This is a genomic window from Streptococcus sp. 23.2 (assembly GCF_016648665.1).
Lineage (GTDB): Bacteria > Bacillota > Bacilli > Lactobacillales > Streptococcaceae > Streptococcus > Streptococcus salivarius_E.
On the sequence record NZ_JACLQJ010000022.1, the window covers coordinates 1 to 18,821 of the forward strand.

The 18,821-nt window shown below is 41.6% G+C and carries 18 protein-coding genes; 1 reads left to right on the top strand and 17 read right to left on the bottom strand.

The genetic code is table 11. The features are described from left to right. Positions 1 to 172: 172 nt before the first annotated feature. The 10 genes from H7T98_RS09640 to H7T98_RS09685 all read right to left on the bottom strand — a co-directional run bounded on the left by H7T98_RS09640 (position 173) and on the right by H7T98_RS09685 (position 10,144). A complete protein-coding gene (locus H7T98_RS09640) occupies positions 173 to 2,821 on the bottom strand; it encodes a valine--tRNA ligase (RefSeq protein WP_037604160.1) in 2,649 nt (882 codons plus the stop codon). Beyond that, positions 2,818 to 3,714, bottom strand: coding sequence for a hypothetical protein (locus H7T98_RS09645; protein WP_037604159.1), 897 nt, complete (start codon positions 3,712 to 3,714; stop codon positions 2,818 to 2,820). The genes H7T98_RS09640 and H7T98_RS09645 overlap by 4 nt, the downstream gene beginning before the upstream one ends. Then, positions 3,707 to 4,276: a GNAT family N-acetyltransferase gene (locus tag H7T98_RS09650; protein WP_201061789.1), complete on the bottom strand. Its 570-nt coding sequence runs from the start codon at positions 4,274 to 4,276 to the stop codon at positions 3,707 to 3,709. The genes H7T98_RS09645 and H7T98_RS09650 overlap by 8 nt, the downstream gene beginning before the upstream one ends. Beyond that, a complete protein-coding gene (locus tag H7T98_RS09655; protein ID WP_201061790.1) occupies positions 4,263 to 4,841 on the bottom strand; it encodes a flavin reductase family protein in 579 nt (192 codons plus the stop codon). The genes H7T98_RS09650 and H7T98_RS09655 overlap by 14 nt, the downstream gene beginning before the upstream one ends. A gap of 396 nt (positions 4,842 to 5,237) precedes the next feature. Beyond that, positions 5,238 to 5,516 (bottom strand): hypothetical protein, encoded by a 279-nt coding sequence (locus H7T98_RS09660; protein ID WP_142246463.1) that lies wholly within the window; start codon positions 5,514 to 5,516, stop codon positions 5,238 to 5,240. A 453-nt stretch (positions 5,517 to 5,969) separates the two neighbouring features. Further along, on the bottom strand, positions 5,970 to 6,173 hold the full coding sequence (locus H7T98_RS09665; RefSeq protein ID WP_037604154.1) for a hypothetical protein: 204 nt from the start codon (positions 6,171 to 6,173) through the stop codon (positions 5,970 to 5,972). A 133-nt stretch (positions 6,174 to 6,306) separates the two neighbouring features. Further along, entirely contained in the window at positions 6,307 to 6,924 is a 618-nt protein-coding gene (locus H7T98_RS09670; RefSeq protein ID WP_037604153.1) for a PepSY domain-containing protein, read from the bottom strand. A 112-nt stretch (positions 6,925 to 7,036) separates the two neighbouring features. Beyond that, the gene (gene rarD, locus H7T98_RS09675) at positions 7,037 to 7,921 is read right to left on the bottom strand and encodes an EamA family transporter RarD (protein WP_037604151.1); all 885 of its coding nucleotides are present in this window, start codon (positions 7,919 to 7,921) and stop codon (positions 7,037 to 7,039) included. Further along, positions 7,914 to 8,774 (bottom strand): homoserine kinase, encoded by an 861-nt coding sequence (gene thrB / locus H7T98_RS09680; RefSeq protein ID WP_037604149.1) that lies wholly within the window; start codon positions 8,772 to 8,774, stop codon positions 7,914 to 7,916. Before thrB ends, rarD begins: the two co-directional genes overlap by 8 nt. Positions 8,775 to 8,857: 83 nt before the next feature. Then, complete coding sequence (locus tag H7T98_RS09685) at positions 8,858 to 10,144, bottom strand: homoserine dehydrogenase (RefSeq protein ID WP_002890168.1); 1,287 nt, start codon at positions 10,142 to 10,144, stop codon at positions 8,858 to 8,860. 172 nt (positions 10,145 to 10,316) lie between these two features. On the opposite strand from H7T98_RS09685, the gene H7T98_RS09690 reads away from it, so the two are divergent. Further along, complete coding sequence (locus H7T98_RS09690) at positions 10,317 to 11,195, top strand: polysaccharide deacetylase family protein (RefSeq protein WP_048676240.1); 879 nt, start codon at positions 10,317 to 10,319, stop codon at positions 11,193 to 11,195. 40 nt (positions 11,196 to 11,235) lie between these two features. Here the strand turns inward: H7T98_RS09690 and H7T98_RS09695 are convergent, their stop codons facing one another. The 7 genes from H7T98_RS09695 to H7T98_RS10230 form a co-directional block, all read right to left on the bottom strand. Next, positions 11,236 to 12,366 carry an acetylornithine transaminase gene (locus tag H7T98_RS09695; RefSeq protein ID WP_073685618.1) on the bottom strand — a complete coding sequence of 377 codons (1,131 nt, stop codon included), beginning with the start codon at positions 12,364 to 12,366 and terminating at the stop codon, positions 11,236 to 11,238. Positions 12,367 to 12,369: 3 nt separating this feature from the next. Beyond that, the gene (gene argB, locus H7T98_RS09700; protein ID WP_175057436.1) at positions 12,370 to 13,107 is read right to left on the bottom strand and encodes an acetylglutamate kinase; all 738 of its coding nucleotides are present in this window, start codon (positions 13,105 to 13,107) and stop codon (positions 12,370 to 12,372) included. A 26-nt stretch (positions 13,108 to 13,133) separates the two neighbouring features. Beyond that, on the bottom strand, positions 13,134 to 14,327 hold the full coding sequence (gene argJ, locus H7T98_RS09705; RefSeq protein WP_175057435.1) for a bifunctional glutamate N-acetyltransferase/amino-acid acetyltransferase ArgJ: 1,194 nt from the start codon (positions 14,325 to 14,327) through the stop codon (positions 13,134 to 13,136). Between the two features lie 28 nt (positions 14,328 to 14,355). After that, positions 14,356 to 15,378, bottom strand: coding sequence for an N-acetyl-gamma-glutamyl-phosphate reductase (gene argC / locus H7T98_RS09710; RefSeq protein WP_201061792.1), 1,023 nt, complete (start codon positions 15,376 to 15,378; stop codon positions 14,356 to 14,358). A 125-nt stretch (positions 15,379 to 15,503) separates the two neighbouring features. Continuing rightward, positions 15,504 to 16,685: a pyridoxal phosphate-dependent aminotransferase gene (locus H7T98_RS09715; protein ID WP_201061794.1), complete on the bottom strand. Its 1,182-nt coding sequence runs from the start codon at positions 16,683 to 16,685 to the stop codon at positions 15,504 to 15,506. Between the two features lie 9 nt (positions 16,686 to 16,694). Then, positions 16,695 to 17,477, bottom strand: coding sequence for a carbon-nitrogen family hydrolase (locus H7T98_RS09720; protein WP_175057434.1), 783 nt, complete (start codon positions 17,475 to 17,477; stop codon positions 16,695 to 16,697). Positions 17,478 to 17,609: 132 nt separating this feature from the next. After that, on the bottom strand, positions 17,610 to 18,821 hold a 1,212-nt coding region (locus tag H7T98_RS10230), incomplete at its 5' end, for an SH3 domain-containing protein (RefSeq protein ID WP_260319157.1).

The following is an 18,821-nucleotide window of genomic DNA, read 5'->3' on the forward strand; positions in this document are numbered from 1 at the left end:
AGCGTCTTTAGGCGCTGGCTGGTATTATGGGCTTATAGCCCTTGATCAAACCACCCGTTAGACGGGTGGTTATGATTATATTTAAATCACGACACATCACCAGAATTTTTTTGTGAAGCACCACAGTTGACAAAGAGCTTAAAAAACACGGCATTCCGCCGTGCTTCTTTGTTTATTTCACCAATTTCTTCATTTCTTCAATACGCACTACTGTCGCATCGTATTTAGCTTGGTAATCTTCTTGTTTGTCGCGTTCTTTTTGGACGACTTCTGGTTTGGCATTGGCTACGAAGCGTTCGTTGCTAAGTTTCTTACCAACCATGTCGAGTTCTTTTTGCCATTTGGCCAATTCTTTTTCAAGACGAGCCAATTCTTCTTCGACATTAAGAAGGTCAGCGAGTGGCAAGTAGATTTCTGCACCTGTAATGATGCTTGACATAACCAAGTCAGGCACTTCGACATCTGCTGCAATTTCCAAGTGTTCTGGGTTTGTGAAGCGTTTGATGTAGTTGACATTATCATTAAAGAAAGCATCGAGCTTGCTGTCGCTTGTCTTGATCAAGATAGTGATTGGTTTACTTGGCGCTACGTTCACTTCTGCACGTGAGTTACGAACGGAGCGAATCACATCTTTAAGAGCTTCAACACCGGCTGCTGCTTCTTCGTTTTTAAACTCTGGACGAACCACTGGGTATTCCGCCGTCACGATTGTTCCTTCAGAGATTTGACCGTAGATTTCCTCAGTCACGAATGGCATGATTGGATGAAGAAGACGCAAGATTTGGTCCAAAGTGTAAAGAAGAACCGAACGAGTGATGACTTTTTCGTCCTCATTGTCGCTGTATAGCACTTCCTTAGTCAACTCAACATACCAGTCCGCAAACTCATCCCAGATGAAGTTGTAGAGGATGTGACCAGCCACACCAAATTCGAACTTGTCAAAGTTTTCAGTGACTTTTCCAATCGTTTCGTTGAGGTTGTGAAGAATCCAACGGTCTGTCACGTTACCTGCTTGACTAGCAGCCACTTTAGCTACATTTTCACGCGCCACATCCAAGGTCAATCCTTCATTGTTCATGAGGATGTAACGAGAGATGTTCCAGATTTTGTTAATGAAGTTCCAAGACGCATCCATTTTCTCGTAAGAGAAACGCACGTCTTGACCTGGTGCAGAACCGTTTGAAAGGAACCAACGAAGGGCATCAGCACCGTATTTCTCAATAACATCCATTGGGTCAATCCCGTTTCCGAGAGATTTCGACATCTTGCGTCCTTGCTCGTCACGAATCAAACCGTGGATCAGAACGTTTTGAAATGGTTGACGGCCAGTGAATTCCAATGATTGAAAAATCATACGAGACACCCAGAAGAAGATGATGTCGTAACCTGTTACTAGGGTTGAAGTTGGGAAGTAACGTTTGAAGTCATCTGAGTCGACATCAGGCCAGCCCATGGTTGAGAATGGCCAAAGGGCAGAACTGAACCAAGTGTCCAAGACGTCTTCATCCTGTTTCCATCCGTCACCTTCTGGAGCTTCTTCGCCGACGTACATTTCACCCTCAGCATTGTACCAGGCAGGGATTTGGTGACCCCACCAGAGCTGACGAGAAATAACCCAATCATGGACATTTTCCATCCATTGGAGGAAGGTATCGTTGAAACGAGGTGGGTAGAATTCTACCTTATCATCTGTGTCTTGGTTGGCAATAGCGTTCTTAGCCAATTGATCCATCTTCACGAACCATTGCGTAGATAAGCGTGGCTCAACCATAACTCCAGTACGCTCTGAGTGACCAACTGAGTGGGTCATCTTCTCAATCTTAACAAGCGCACCGATTTCTTCCAATTTCTTAACAACAGCCTTACGAGCTTCAAAGCGGTCCATACCGTTGAATTCACCAGCCAATTCATTCATGGTACCATCATCGTTCATGACATTGACTTGTGGCAAGTTATGACGTTGACCAACTAAGAAGTCGTTAGGGTCGTGGGCAGGAGTGATTTTCACCACACCAGTACCAAATTCAGGGTCTGCGTGCTCATCGCCAACGATTGGGATTGGCTTGTTCAAGATTGGCAAGATAACATTTTTACCAATCAAATCTTTATAACGGTCATCGTTTGGGTTAACCGCTACAGCAGTATCCCCAAACATAGTTTCAGGACGTGTTGTTGCCACTTCAAGGGCACGTGAACCATCTTCCAACATGTAGTTCATGTGGTAGAAGGCACCTTCGACATCCTTGTGAATAACCTCGATATCAGAAAGGGCTGTACGGGCTTTCGGATCCCAGTTGATGATAAATTCACCACGGTAAATCCAACCTTTCTTGTAGAGCTCTACAAAAACCTTACGAACCGCTTTTGAAAGACCTTCGTCAAGGGTGAAACGCTCACGAGAGTAATCTACAGAAAGACCCATCTTACCCCATTGTTGCTTGATAGTTGACGCATACTCGTCTTTCCATTCCCAGACTTTAGTCAAGAAAGATTCACGACCAAGGTCATAACGAGAGATGCCGTCTTCAGCCAAACGAGCTTCTACTTTAGCTTGAGTGGCAATCCCAGCGTGGTCCATACCAGGAAGCCAAAGTGTATCAAAACCTTGCATGCGTTTTTGACGGATGATGATATCCTGTAAAGTCGTATCCCAAGCGTGACCAAGGTGAAGTTTACCGGTTACGTTTGGTGGTGGAATAACGATTGAATAAGGCTTAGCCTTTTTATCGCCTGAAGGCTTGAAAACATCTTCGTCAAGCCATTTTTGGTAACGACCAGCCTCAACCTCGGCTGGATTGTATTTAGGTGAAAGTTGTTTCATTTTTGTTTCTCCTTCGAATTAATATACTGTTCTATCACAGATTCAAAAAAATTTTCACTCCCAATTATCGAATAGTCTATAATTTCAAACGGTACTGTAAAATGTTTAACATGATCTGTATAGAAAGAACATGGCAATAAATTTTCAAAAGTGATTACCATAGAATTAAATTTCTTTTTATAATAATCATCATAGGACTTGTGATGCTCCTCAGGAACATACCAATTTTTGAATTTTTCGTTAAATTCAGGTTTAAAATAATTAATTAATTTTGCTTCAACTAGATTTATGTGACTAGATTCATCAGGAAAATCTAATATTTCTTCCGCAGATATTGTAGCAAACTTACCGGAATCCATAGTAGTAGCAACTTTAACTTCACTTGTTGATAACAGAAGTACTTTAATATCATATATGATTCTAGAGTCAATTATCTGCGATAAGATATTTTGAAGAGTAGAATGACTTTTCAATCTATCTTGAGCAAATCTATTAAAATCATTACCTTTTGCTTGCCCTATATATAGTATCTTAAAAGCTGGTATAAAATTTTTATTATTTAACATAATATTTGTTGCAGAATATTTTTCTGTTCCATTTATAGTTAAAAAAAGCGAATCTCTTGAAATTTCAAGTTTATTAATTTTAAGCAAGTTGCCCTTTTTATCCGTAAGTCGGAAAGTATTAGAATACTCAGTTCCATCTTCACTTATAACTGTATATTTTACTTTTGTCCTATCAAAAAAACAACTCCTAACTTTTTTAAAATACCATCTAGGTATACCTAAAATAAAATATAAGTGTGGATTGAAATTTGCAGAATAATTTTTAATATCAGAAACCTGAATTAAATCATAATTATTAATAGTAACGATTGAATGACCACTAAACATTACTTAAACTCTCCCACTCACTCTTCAGCAAGCCATATCTCAAATCATCACAGCGGTTGCCTTGGGTATCCTTGCGGTCTCTTATGCGAGCTTCAAGGGTAAATCCTAATTTTTTCGCAACTCGTTGACTTTGGATATTGTAGCCAAAGCAAGACAATTCTATCTTATGAAGCACCAGTTCTTTAAAAGCTAAATCAATCAAAGCATGCGCTGCTTCTGGTACATAACCTCGGCCCCAATAATCTGGATGCAAGGTATAGCCAATCTCAAGCACATCGTCTTCGTGGCGATGGTTGAAATCAACAGAGCCGATAATCTTATCAGTCCCTTTGACCACAATCCCATAGCCTGCTGGAAGATTTTCTTTTTGATTGCGCTCGGGAAGGATATGTTCTAGGTAATAGATTTCATCTTCCAAGGTCTTGACGGGTGGAAAACCAGCTGGGTAGGAGACTTCTGGACGACTGGCAAAGTCAAAAATTGCCTCTGCATCCGCCACTGTTCGAACTCGTAAGACCAGACGCTTCGTTTCGATTCGTTCTGGCAATTCAGCTTTTGTCATCCTTCTTCCTCGCTTTCTTGATGAAGCTTCCCATGGGGTCGACTCGGTCATCTAGATAGCGATAGACACGTTTATAACCATCTCCCATAAAGTAAGTCGGTGCAAAGCGGTCATTTTTAAAATGTCCCCTGTCATCCAACAAATCAGATTCAGCCAGACGGTCTAGAATCTTAGCAAAGATATGACAGATACCATCTTCCTCAATAATTCTGTCTACCTGGCAATCCAATACGACTGGGCAAGCATCCAGTATAGGTGCTTGTGTCAGTTTAGAAGGTTGGAAATCTAAGCCGAATTTAGCAATCTTTTCACGATGACTAATAAAACCAGCCTGCTCCATCTCAAGCATTAAACTCTCATCAGGAATATTCACTGTGAACTTCTGATAATGCTTAATCTGGTCTGCCGCATTTTCCTCACTACCAACCCCGATGACGAGCCAATCTCCTAGACTATAGGAAGAACTACAAGTCGTCACATTATAGCCATGTGTCTGGTCCTGGTAACCCAAGATAAAAATGGGAAAACCATAGTACAATTTACTGGTCTCAAAAGATTGCTTCATGTCACCCTCCTCTGATAGGAACGTAGACCTCGCTTGCGCTCCGTCTGCATCGATATCTCTAAATCCACCTGTGACCTTCGGTCTTAGTTCTTTAAAAGCTATAGAAAATCCCTGCCATAACTATGACAGGGACGAATGTGTATCCGCGGTACCACCCAATTTTGAGTGACAACCACTCACAGCTTTCTTGATTCAATTTGACCATCAGCAACCAGCTTTGACATTTGTGCGGATTTCTCAGTACCACCGCTTCCTGTGACAAATGGGCTTCAAAGCACCTCTGAATGGTCTTATTTTATCACAATTTTAAGACCAAGACAAATGAAATTGTGATGGAAATCTTATTGATTTTTGAATTTGAAAGTAGGTCCTCTGTCCTACTTTTCCTCACAATTTTCAATGGCTACTATTACCTTTCATGACAAGTTCTAACTTTGCTTGGCTTTCCAAATATCTCTTACGGTAAGTTATTGCCATCGTTTTATACTCTTCGGAGGACATTTTATAAAAATCTGCTTCTTCTTTGTAAGATTCTACAAACTTTTTATAATAATTGATATCTTTTATCGGATTCTTAATAATCTTATCTATCAACACATAAATCCCTAAAAACACACCACCAAGAATCATCCCAAGAAAATAGGGCGCCACAAGAAATGATTTAATTAACTCCATGAAGTTCACCATCACTTTCCTTCAAAATCCTTCTGAAAATGTTCTTTATGAACTTTTAATTCAAGCCCACAAACATCTTTGAGCCTTTTCCCAGCTGCAACTCGTCTTTGATGTGCTCTTATTAAAACATGTTCGGACTGTGTATGACTAATAAAATAACACAATAGCAGGTAAGTAACTATACCCCCAAACATCATAGTAATTATCCTAACCACCAAGAAAATCATCTTTCTACTCCTCTCTTAAGGAACTTGCTGAAACCATTGTAACAAAACATCGGCTAAAATCGTGACCTTTTCCACAAGAAATGGCTCATTTATCATAAGTAAAAGCATTTATTTTTTTTGAGTACATGAATGATGGCATTATAGATATTTCAAGACAGATCATCTACATTCTAGATAACTTTATTTTCCATTAGAAAAATCCCTGTCTTTCGACAAGGATTTCATCTTATTTATCTCCCTTAGCTCTTTCTTCTTTTAGCCATTTTTCATAGCTTTCGAGTAGATTGATAGCCATTTGGGTCGCCAAAGCTAGTGAGAAGGCTTCTGTACCTTCAGTTGTTTCGTCTTGAACTTCCAATTTACTTTCTTCGTAAATGGCTTTGAGAGCCTTATTGCTAAGCGTGTCTTTAAATGCTTGGAATTCTTTCATGGTCAAAGCCTCCTTGATTCTACGGCAACTTTTACAACTACTGTTACCGTTTTCACTTTAAGTTTACACCATTTCAGAGAAATTGCAAGGATTTTCCTCAATAATAAGGAGAGCTTTTCACCCTATCTGCGACCTACTGAGCAGGAGTCGCAGCCCCTGTCAGATACTCAGTCGTATAGGCTACGATAGCTCCTGAATCAGCATTTACCGCGTATTTATAACGTAGACCGCTAGCAGCATAATCAAAGCTGATATTGTAGACTTTACCGTCTCCTTCAGTCTTCAAGTCCGTTTTCAAGTTGGTCACAGAACCTTCAGCTAGGCCAGCATGGTTAAGAGCTGTCGTTTGCGCAGCTTCTTTAGATACTGCTGTCTCTTCCTTGTTTTCGCTAGGTTGAGTCTCGTCTTTAGGCTCTTCACTTTTTTGAGTATCATCCTCATCCTTAGATGTTGGATGGTCACTCTTATGTTTCAAAATAGATCCCGACTGACCGTCAATCGTATACTCAAAATGGTTGTCTGACGTTGTGAAACTAATCTCATAACTTCCGTGAAGCCCAGAACGTGCTTTTGAAACTGTTGATTGAGAGATCTCAGAAGTTTTGACACCTGCATTTTTGTAAGCAATGTCTGCTGCATCTTTTTCTGACAAACGGTAACCTGAACCGTTAAAGATAAACAGACCTGCAGCGATGGCAACTGGGATAGCGAGCAGAAGCAGATAGCTCACTAGCTTTTTCATTTTTCGCATAAAATTCTCCGCTATTTTAATCTAATACTACTATTATATCTTAAAGTTCTAAAATTGTCAGATAAACTTGGCTCATTTTTAGGTCGACATTATAAAAAGTTCCCGATAGCTATCAGGAACTTCTACGAAATGTTACTATTTGGCCAGTTACAAAGACTAGTATGGCCATCCAGATAAAGAGGAAGCCTTTCAACTCTCCAAAGCTGACCGTCTCACCAAAAATGAGGATGGCTACGAGAAGTTGAATCGTAGGATTAAGATACTGGATAAAACCAATAAGGTTAAGCGGCGCCCTTTTGACTGCTTCTGAGAAGCAAAGCAATGGAACGGCCGTCACCACACCGGATATGGCTAGGAGAAACATTTCCATGCTCGAATAGGAAGAAAATGATTCTGGAGAAAAGAAAACAAGATAGATAGCTACAAAAGGTAGTAGCAAGCCGCTTTCTACTAGCATGGCTACGTCACTGGAGAGTCTAACCCCTTTTTTGATTAGACCATAGAAACCAAAGCTCAGAGCTAACCCCAATGAAACCATGGGAAGTTTTCCTGTATTGGCAACAAGAACCAGTACTCCTATAAAGGCCAATACTACTGCTGCCCACATGGTCCTACTCAATGATTCACGAAGAAAAATGAGGGCAAACAGGATAGAAACAATAGGCATAATGTAATAGCCCAGGCTAGCCTGCGTCGCTTGACCATGACCCACAGCATAGATATAAATCAACCAGTTAGCTGCTATGAGAAAACTAGCAAGTAGCATACGAAGCAAGGCTTTCTTATCTTGCCAAAGTTCTACAAGCTCCTTTTTGAAACGTGTATTTTGCTTAGCGACTAGGGCGTAAGTCAGCATAGTCACCACTGTAAAAACAATCCGCCACGAGAAGGTGTTATAAGCCGAAACACCTGCTAAAAGCTTCCAAAAAAGGGATAAAAATCCCCATTGAATATAGGTGGCTAGACCAAAGAGTAGCCCTTGATTTTTTCTAGTCAACGACAACACCTGCTTTATCCACAGATAGGATGAAGGTTTCACCATCTAAACCAAGACCATCGATAGCCGTTTTAAGAGCTTCAGCCTGATCATTTGGCGTCAAGGTCATAACTGTTGGGCCAGCGCCTGAAAGATAGGTCGCATAAGCACCATATTGACCTGACAATTCCTTAATAGTCGCAAATTCTTTAACCAATTTTTGACGGTAGCGTTCGTGGAACATATCCCCTTGAATAGCATGTCCTGCCTTAACCAAATCGCCTGCAAAGAGGGCAGCAATGGCAACGTTGGCAATAGATGATGCAGCTACAGCTTCTTTGTAAGACAGGTCACTTGGAAGTACCCCACGTGAATCAGATGTCTTAAGTTCATAGCTCGGAATGAAGGCTACAAAGGCACACTCTGGAAAGTCTGTCACGATGCTATTAACATGTTCATCCACATAAGAGGCTACAACGAGATTCCCAAAAATAGCTGGGGCAACATTGTCCGGATGACCTTCAATCTTGGTTGCAATATCAAGTTTATCATCGTCTGAGAGCTGCAAGTTTGCCAATTGATTGGCCAACTCGATTCCTGCGACAATAACAGAACTTGAAGAACCTAGCCCACGCGCTAAGGGAATATCTGATGTCATCACCAATTTATGGGGCTGCAAATCAGACTTAACTTGCAAGGCAGTTGAAATGAGGAGGTTATTTTCATCTGAAGGAATATCGCCCAAATCATGTTCGATATGCCATGCATCCACTGGTTCAAGCACCTCGACTGTCAAATATTTAGAAACGGCAACACCCACAGAGTCAAAACCTGGACCAATATTGGCAGATGTTGCTGGAACAGTAATTTTCATAATAATACACCAAAAGGAGGAAAGCCATCAGCGACTTTTCTCCTTGAATACCTTTCTTATACGCACCAGTATGGGCTTATCAATTAGTTAGACAAAACTTTCAATGTGTTGACAACTGTGAAATCTTCTGCTGCTTCAAGTTTTTCAGTAACAGCTTTAAGTTGTGTCTTAGACATAGCATGTGTAATCACAACGATACGAGCTGTTGTGCCATTTGCTTTTTGTTGCAAGACTTGTTCAAATGAAATATCTTCTGAGTTGAAGATTTCAGACAAGTGAAGGATTTTACCTTTTTCGTCTGGCGTATCAAGGGCAAAGTAGTAGTTACTCTTAACATCTGCTGGATTAGCCAATGGCAAGTCACGACGGAACTCATTAAATGGTTTACCAACATTGCCATCTGAAAGACGACGAGCAATACGGATAATATCTGCCAAAACAGATGTTGCTGTTGGTTTTTGACCAGCACCTGGACCGTAGTACATTGATTCGCCAATACCGATAGATTCAACAAAGACTGCATTCATGACATCGTTGACGCTAGCAAGTGGGTGATTTTTTGGCAAGAATGTTGGGGACACTTCTGCTGAGATACCTGATTCTACTTCACGCACATCACCAACCAATTTGATGACATAACCCAATTCTTGAGCAACAGCTACATCATCAGTAGAGATGTTTGTAATCCCCTTGTGAGTCACATCGTCGAAATCAATTGTGGCACCAAATCCAAATTGGCTAAGGATAACAGCTTTATAAGCAGCGTCAATACCTTCAACGTCGTTAGTTGGATCACTTTCAGCATAACCAAGTTCTTGGGCAGTCTTAAGAGCGTCCTCATATGACCAACCTTCGTCAACCATCTTAGTCATCATAAAGTTAGATGTTCCGTTAAGCACACCAAGGATACGTGTCACCTTATCAGACGTCAAAGAGTTAGCCAAAGTACGCAAAATTGGAATACCACCAGCAACAGCAGCTTCATAGTAGAAAGCCACTCCCTTATCTTGGGCAAGAGAAATCAACTCTTTTCCATGAGTAGCAATCAAGTCTTTGTTAGCAGAAACAACGTTTTTACCTGCTTCAAGTGCTTTTGTGATGAAGGTACGAGCTGGCTCGATACGACCCATCAATTCAACAACGATTTGAATCTCTTCATCATTAAGGATTTCGTCAACATTTGTGACAAAATTGTAGTCGTTTCCGGCAGCGATAAGACGATTTTTTTCCTCGTCATCTTTAACCAAAACTTTGGCAATTTCGAGTTGGTCACGTGAGGCTGCAAGAACCTTTTCACCATTTTCCTTCAAGAGGAAAGGAATACCGCTAGCTACTGTACCAAAGCCAAGCAATCCAATTTTAATAGACATTTACGATTTCTCCTTAAAAACATACATTTTTTTAATTGTACCACATTTCTATCGGAATTGACAGAATATTGTTGCCATTTAAGGAGGCAAGTATTCTTTTTACTGAAAATTCTGTGCATTTCCATCCCATTTTTGTTAGAATAATAACTAGACCTATTTGAAAGGGGATACAATGACTTCTCAAAAGAAAAAAACAACTCAAGCTAACAGAAAGAAACTGAACCTTCTTCTGCTTTTCCTAAATATTGTCCTTCTTGGCTTACTAGCAGTCTTTATGCTTAACCGACCAAATCAGTCGAAAAGCAAGCAACAACAGGCTCAGACCAGTCAGTCTAAGACGACAGCTAAATGGAAAACCTATGACGATCCTGTCCAAATCCCTATCCTCATGTATCATGCGGTACACGTCATGGATCCATCCGAAGCTTCTAACGCTAACCTTATCGTTGACCCAGACCTCTTCGAAGCACAAATCAAGGCTTTGTCAAAGGCAGGTTACTATTTCCTAACGCCTGAAGAAGCCTATAAGGCCTTCACTGAAAACGCTCTACCTACTAAGAAGGTTGTCTGGCTGACCTTTGACGATGGTAACGAAGATTTCTACACCATTGCCTATCCTATTCTCAAAAAATACAAGGCTAAAGCAACCAATAATGTGATCACTGGCTTTGTTAAGAAAGGAAATGCTGGAAATCTTACCGTCAAACAGATGAAAGAAATGATGGCTCACGGTATGAGCTTCCAGTCTCATACGGTTAATCACCCCGATTTGTCAACCACTGATAAGGCGACACAAAAGGTTGAATTAACGGATTCTATTGACTTCCTTGAAAATAAACTCAATACCAAGGTCAATACCATTGCCTACCCATCAGGTCGCTACAATCAAACGACACTTGACCTAGCTAAGAAAACTTACAAGTTAGGACTAACAACCAACGAAGGGCTAGCCAGTGCCAAGGATGGTCTTCTCTCACTTAATCGTGTCCGTATTCTGCCAACAACAACAGCTAAAGGACTTCTCAGCGAGATTGATACTGACAATGAGTAAAAGAAATCACTTGATTCAAGAATCAAGTGATTTTTATGTTCTAGTCAAATATTTCTGATAGGAGAGCCACACCCTTTTCAATTTCAGCATCACTTAGGGTGATTGGTGGCAAAAGACGAATCACGTTTGTCCCTGCAGTTAAGACAATTAACCCCTTATCTCGAGCCGACTGGACCAATTCTCCTAAATTGCCAGTAGTCTCAATCCCAATCATATAACCCAAGCCACGTACAGTGGTAACCGTCTCTTTATCAGATAAAGCTGCCTGCAATTTTGCTTGTAACTGGTTTCCATTTTCAAGGGCAGTATCTAGAAAACCTGGGACCAACATAACTTCAAGCGTAGCTTTGGCCGCCGCCATAGCCAGTTTATTTCCTCCAAAGGTAGAGCCGTGACTTCCGTAAGAGAAGGCTTCTCCAAGAGATGACTTAGCAAGCATGGCACCAACTGGCACCCCATTTGCCAAACCTTTTGCCAGAGTAAAGATATCTGGTTCAATATCATAGTGCTCATAAGCATAAAGCTTACCAGTACGACCAAGTCCTGTCTGAACCTCATCTACAATAAGATAAATACCCGTCTCCTTACAAAAGTCAGCCAAAGCCTTAACAAAGTCCTTATCAGCAGGTTGAACACCTGATTCCCCTTGAACCAACTCCAACATAATAGCCGCTGTTTCGTCACTAGCTAGGGCCTTGACACTATCTATGTCATTGAAAATAGCATAGCTAAAGTGGGGCACACCTTCACCAAAGCCTTGTTTGATTTTATCCTGACCAGTGGCAGACATGGATCCAAACGTTCGACCATGGAAGGAATTTTGAAAGGTAATGATTTCTTGTTTGCCTGATGCCTTTCGGGCGATTTTTATGGCTGCTTCATTGGCCTCTGCACCACTATTACAGAAAAAGGCTAGATAGTCCTTGTCACCAATTAAAAGTCCAGCAACATCTTCTTGCAACTGATTGTGATAAAGATTAGGCTGGTGCAAAATCTTACCCACCTGCTCTGTCAAAGCCTGATTGACAGAGGGATGATAGCCCAGGTTAGTTACCCCGATACCAGATGAAAAATCCAAGTAGGTCTTGCCAGTTGTATCAGTCAAATAATTGCCCTGTGCCGAAGCAAAATCAATCGCTGCCCGTTTATAATTTGAAAATAATTTTGTCATCGTTTACTCCTTGATTATGGTACCATCTGTCAGGTTATCACCAATAATGACCTGCTCAACACCAGATTCAACCGTCTGAACAGCACTTTGAATTTTAGGAATCATGCCCCCAGTTATCACACCTGAATCTATTTTCTTATGAACGTCCACAAGATTCAGATGATCTAAAACCTGATCATTCTCTAAAACTCCTTTGACATCTGTCATGAGGATAAGTTTTTTGGCACCTAGACTAATTGCCACAGCTCTAGCAAGGTAATCCGCATTGATATTGAGCAAATCTCCCTGCTCACTATAGCCTAAGCTAGGAATCAAGGGAATCTTGCCTTGAGAAAGGAGTGCTACTAAGGTCTGATTGGTGATGTTTTTGACCTCACCCACAAAGTCATAAGTCTCTTGATCTAAGAAATCAGCATGAACAAGGTCCGGAAGCTCATCTATGACCTGATAGGCTGGCAAACCTGCAGTTGTCAGCTCACCTGCTAAGTTTTTCCCAACTATGTCAACCAAAGCTTCTCTAATCAAGGCCATATCTGACTGACCAGTCACACGAAGACCATTGACCTTGTGAATTGGAATATGATTCTCCTCCATCAGCTGATTAATAGCAAAACCACCCCCATGGATGATGATTATTTTTTGACCAGCCTGCTGCCATTCTGACAGTCTGGTCAGTATCTCAGGAGTTAGCTGTTTACTGGCTACTCCACCAATCTTAATTACAATATATTCAGTAGTCATCAGTTAACTCCTTTTCCTTAGATAGTCTAAGTGTGATAGAGGGCATTAATCTTAACGTAATCGTAAGAAAGATCACAACCCCAAGCGGTTCCTTTTTCATGTCCAGCATGAAGATCTACCGTAATGGTCACTTCATCCTCATGCATGATGTCTTTCATTTCCTCATCATCAAAGGTCACAGGACTAGAGGCTAGCATGACTGCCAGACCGCCAAGCATAATATCAACATTGTCCACAGGAACGTCCACACCGGCATAACCAACAGCAGCTAGAATACGCCCCCAGTTAGGATCTTCACCAAAAATGGCTGTTTTGACCAGGCTTGAACCGACAACAGATTTTGCCATCATACGAGCATCAAGGGCATTAGGGGCATTAACCACATCAACTTGGATGAGTTTATTGGCACCTTCACCATCCTTGGCAATTTTCTTAGCCAGTTCTTGCATCACGAAATTAAGCATTTTTGAAAACTTATCAAATTCTGGTGTACCTGGCAGAATCTCTTCATTGAGCGTGCAACCATTTGACATGACAAGAACCATATCATTAGTTGATGTATCCCCATCAACTGTAATCTGATTAAAGGTCTTTTCCACATTTTGGCTCAAGGCTAATTGAAGGGTGTCACTAGAAATATTGGCATCACAAGTAATAAACCCAAGCATGGTTGCCATATTCGGGTGAATCATGCCTGAACCCTTAGCAACACCAGCCATAGTCACAACATCACGTCCAAAAGTCTCCGTCACAGCAATGGTCTTAGTCGCTGTATCTGTCGTCAAAATTGCCTTGGCGAAATCATCAGCATTACCATTAACCACTATCTTGGAAAGACCATTTTTCAGCGTATCCATTGGTAGCAACTCACCGATAATCCCTGTAGAAGCCACACCAATCATATCAGGTTCAACACCTAGCTTTTCAGCGGTCCACTCCTGCATGGTGTAAGCATCCTCCAATCCTTGAGTCCCTGTACAAGAATTGGCTACACCTGAGTTAACAACGATGGCCTTCATTTTCCCAGCCTTTTTAACTGAGGTCTTGGTCACAATAAGAGGAGCTGCAATAACCTTATTAGTCGTATAAACTCCTGCGACACTGGCTGGTTTTTCAGAGACAATCCAACCAAAATCCATTTTTCTCTTTTTAAATCCTGCATGTAGCCCGTCTGCTGAGAATCCCAGCGGGCTGGCAATTGTTCCATCTATGACTTTCATATTTTTTCTCCTAACTCTATGCTTACATCTACAAGTATGACGGTGTCAGAAGCAAACCTTCCGTCTCATCCCACCCCTGCATGAGGTTGAGATTTTGAACCGCTTGGCCAGCAGCACCCTTGATCAAATTATCAATGACCGAAATAACTGTCAGAACATTGGTTTTCTCATTATAGGCAAAGCCAATATCTGTAAAATTCGATCCAATAACGTTGTGTAGTTCTGGCAAATTATCTTGCACACGTACAAAAGGTTTATCATCATAAGCCTTTGTGAATGCTGAAGCCACATCAGCTACAGTAACGTCCTTCTTCAACTTACAATAAACCGTAGCCATGATTCCGCGATTAACTGGTAAAAGCGACGTTGAAAACTGAATCTCAGGCATTTCCGGATTAAAGGTCTGCAAGGTTTGAACAATTTCAGGAATATGCTGATGATGATTGAGTTTATAAGTCACGTAATTATCGTGAACATTGACAAAATGACTAGACTCACTCAAAGCCTTACCCGCACCAGTTAAACCAGACTTGGCATCCACAATGACACTATCCGTCTCAATCAAACTAACTGCCACCAAAGGAATCAAGGCTAACTCTGTCGCTGTCGCATAGCATCCAGGATTGGCAATAAATTTCTTACCCTTCACATCTGCATATTCTGATAATGCGTATGTAAATTTATTCAAAACACTCTGCTTAGCAGGTGATTTTTTATACCATTCTTGATAAACATCTTCCGGCAAGCGATGATCACCAGACAAATCAATAATAGGAAAATCAGCCAGAACAAATTCCTCTGCTAGCGAGCTAGCGACTCCTGAAGGTGTGGCAAAGAAAACCAGATCCGCCTTTTGCATAATCTTTTCCGCATTGTAAGCTTCAATTTCTAAGTCACAAACACCTGTCAGATAGGGATACACATCAGACAATCGTCGGCCCACTTCCTTGGTTGCGTGAATAGAAACAAGTTCCACTTTTTTATGATTATTCAAAATTTTAACTAACTCTAAACCACTATAACCAGTGATACCAACGATTGAAATTTTCATTTATGCACTCCTTTTGAATAAATATGTAACTAGTTTATTGTATTTTTATTCATTTGTCAAGAAAAATTGTACTTAATATGAAAAAACAAGCAGTCTTTTCAACTACTTGTTTTCATGATTGCTATCTAGTTATTAAATAAATGCAAGTTGGCAATACGATCGACTGCTTCGACCAGACGTTCTGGCTCTACCAAAAGCCCAATACGAACATAAGCATCTCCTGCAGGACCAAATCCCTTACCTGGTGCCACAGCAACATGGGCCTTCTCAAGCAAAAGATCCGCAAAACTCTCACTAGTGTAACCCTCTGGTACAGGCATCCAAGCATAGAAAGAACCTTTGGATGGAAAGGCCTTCCAGCCAATCTTAGCAGCTGCCTGGATAAAAGCATCTCGACGGCTATCATAAGTCGCATTAAGTTGAGCAACAGCCTCCTCAGAATTAGGATTTAAGAGGGCTGCAATCCCAGCCTCCTGCAAGGCAGGAAAGATTCCCACAAAAAGATGGTCTTGAATCAGATTTAAGGCTTCAATCATCTGGTCATTCCCAGCTGCAAAGGCCAAACGCCAACCAGCCATATTGAAGGTTTTCGAGAAAGTATAGAACTCAATGCCCACATCTTTAGCACCAGGCGTTGATAAAAAGCTAGGATTCTCATAGCCCTGATAACCCAAAGCTCCGTAAGCCAAATCACTCACCACTCCTACTTCGTAGGTCTTAGCCCAGGCAACCAACTTTTCATAAAAGGCCTTAGTCGCCACAGCCCCCGTAGGATTATTCGGATAATTAATATAGATAAACTTAGCGCGGCGAGCTGTCTCTTCAGGGATGGCATCCAAATCTGGCAAGAAATCATTTTCAGCCGTCAAAGGAAAGGTTTCATAGGTCACACGGCCTAAACTCACTCCTGACAAGTAATCAGGGTATCCTGGGTCAGGCAAGAGCAGGAGGTCACCAGGATTCATCAAAGCTAGAGGTAATTCTACTAGTCCAATTTTAGCTCCACCCATGACACAAATCTCACGCTCCGAATCCAAATCAACCCCATAATGTTTTTCGTAAAAACTAGCAGCTGCTTCCTTAAAAGGACGATTGCCTCGAAACTGTGAATACTTATGGCTAGCAGGATTTTTCGTTGAAAGGCACAGCGCCTCAACAATATGATCATAAGTCGGTTGATCGGGATTGCCCTGACCTAGATTAATCACATCTGCTCCTTCCGCCACCTTGGCATTCACCTTAGCCACCAAACCTGCAAAAAACTGTTCTGGCAATACCTTCAATAAGTCCGATTCTTCAAATAACATAAACACTCCTTAATGATACAAGTCCGTGCGACGATCCTCAAAAACAGGAATCTGACCTCGAACCTTATCTACCTCTTCAAGATTAATATCAGCCGTAAAAATTCCCTCCTCATGCTCCTTGGTTTGTAAGACCACATTTCCAAGTGGATCTATAACCATAGAATGTCCTGAAAAGATATCGTCCGGTCCTGCTCCAACACGATTGACAGCAACTACAAAAGCTTGATTTTCAACTGCACGCGCCTTTAACAAAATCTCCCATTGCTGCACTCGAGGTTCCGGCCACTGCGCTACCACAAAAAGTACCTTGGCCCCTTGTGCCATCTGTGTTCGCACCCATTCAGGAAAACGGATATCATAACAAATGACACTGGCAGCTATCACACCATCAAGCTCAAAAACAGACTCATTCGACCCAGCAGACATGTACTGGTCCTCTGCCATAAGGCCAAAGAGATGGACCTTGCTATAGGTATTGATTAAGTCCCCAGACTTATTATAGACATAGGTTGTATTGTAGAATTTGCCGTATTGCTCAATAGCAACAGACCCTCCGATAATAGCCACAGCATGTTTCCTAGCAAAATGAGACAAGAGTTCTTGAGGGTCCAATCCATGCTTATCCGCAAGCCCATCAAGTTCATTTAAAGCATAGCCTGTATTCCACATTTCAGGAAGCACAATAACATCAGGATTATCATCAAGCGCCCTTTCCAGCATCTCTATGACGTGTTTTTTATTTTCCACAGGCTGTCCGTGAACGACATCCATCTGTACCAACGCGATTTTCATAATAACCTCGATTCTATATTAACCATTATAGCACTCCAAAAGACGTCACAAAAATTGAAAAATTCAATCTCATGATAAAGAGAGGCTATCAGAAAAGGCTGGACATATTGTCCAACCTGATTCTTTATCTCATTAAGCAATATCGACGTAACGGCGAGCACCACTCACTGTCATGTATGAGAGCCATGTGTGACCGTCCGCTGTCAAAACCTTATCGTAGTTAACACTCATACCCTTGTCATAGTAGGCCAACTCTGGGCTTGAAACCTTGGCTTCTGCCTTGATTGACGCACGACCCGTGAAGGTATAACGGCCTGATTCTGGCAGACTTGGTTTATCGGCTGGCTTAGCAACGGATTTTGTTTCTGGTTTAGCTTCTGCCTTGGCTGCTGCAATATCAACATAACGACGAGCACCACTTGCTGTCATGTATGAAAGCCATTGACGACCATCAGCTGTGAGAACCTTATCGTAGTTAACACTCATACCTTTATCATAGTAAGCCAACTCTGGGCTTGAAACTTTAGCTTCTGCCTTGATTGACGCACGACCTGTGAAGGTATAACGACCTGACTCTGGGAGACTTGGTTTATCGGCTGGCTTAGCAACGGGTTTTGTTTCTGGTTTAGCTTCTGCCTTGGCTGCTGCAATGTCAACGTAACGACGAGCACCACTTGTTGTCATGTATGAAAGCCATTGACGGCCATCAGCTGTCAAAACCTTATCGTAGTTAACGCTCATACCCTTATCATAGTAAGCCAATTCTGGGCTTGAAACTTTAGCTTCTGCCTTAATTGACGCACGACCTGTGAAGGTATAAGTGCCTGATTCTGGAAGACTTGGTTTATCCACTGGTTTAGCAACCGGTTTAACTTCTGGCTTAGTTTCTGTAGCTTTAACTGTTGCAATATCAACGTAACGACGGACACCGCTTGCTGTTAGGTATGAAAGCCATTGACGACCATCGGCTGTCAAAACCTTGTCGTAGTTAACACTCATGCCCTTGTCATAGTAGGCCAACTCTGGGCTTGAAACCTTAGCTTCTGCCTTGATTGACGCACGACCTGTGAAGGTATAAGTGCCTGATTCTGGAAGACTTGGTTGGTCCGCTGGTTTAGCAACCGGTTTAACTTCTGGTTGACTTGCTGGCTTAGACTCTGCCTTGGCTGCTGCAATATCAACGTAACGACGAGCACCGCTTGCTGTCATGTATGAAAGCCATTGATGACCATCGGCTGTCAAAACCTTGTCATAGTTAACACTCATTCCCTTGTCATAGTAGGCCAACTCTGGGCTTGAAACCTTAGCTTCTGCCTTGATTGACGCACGACCTGTGAAGGTATA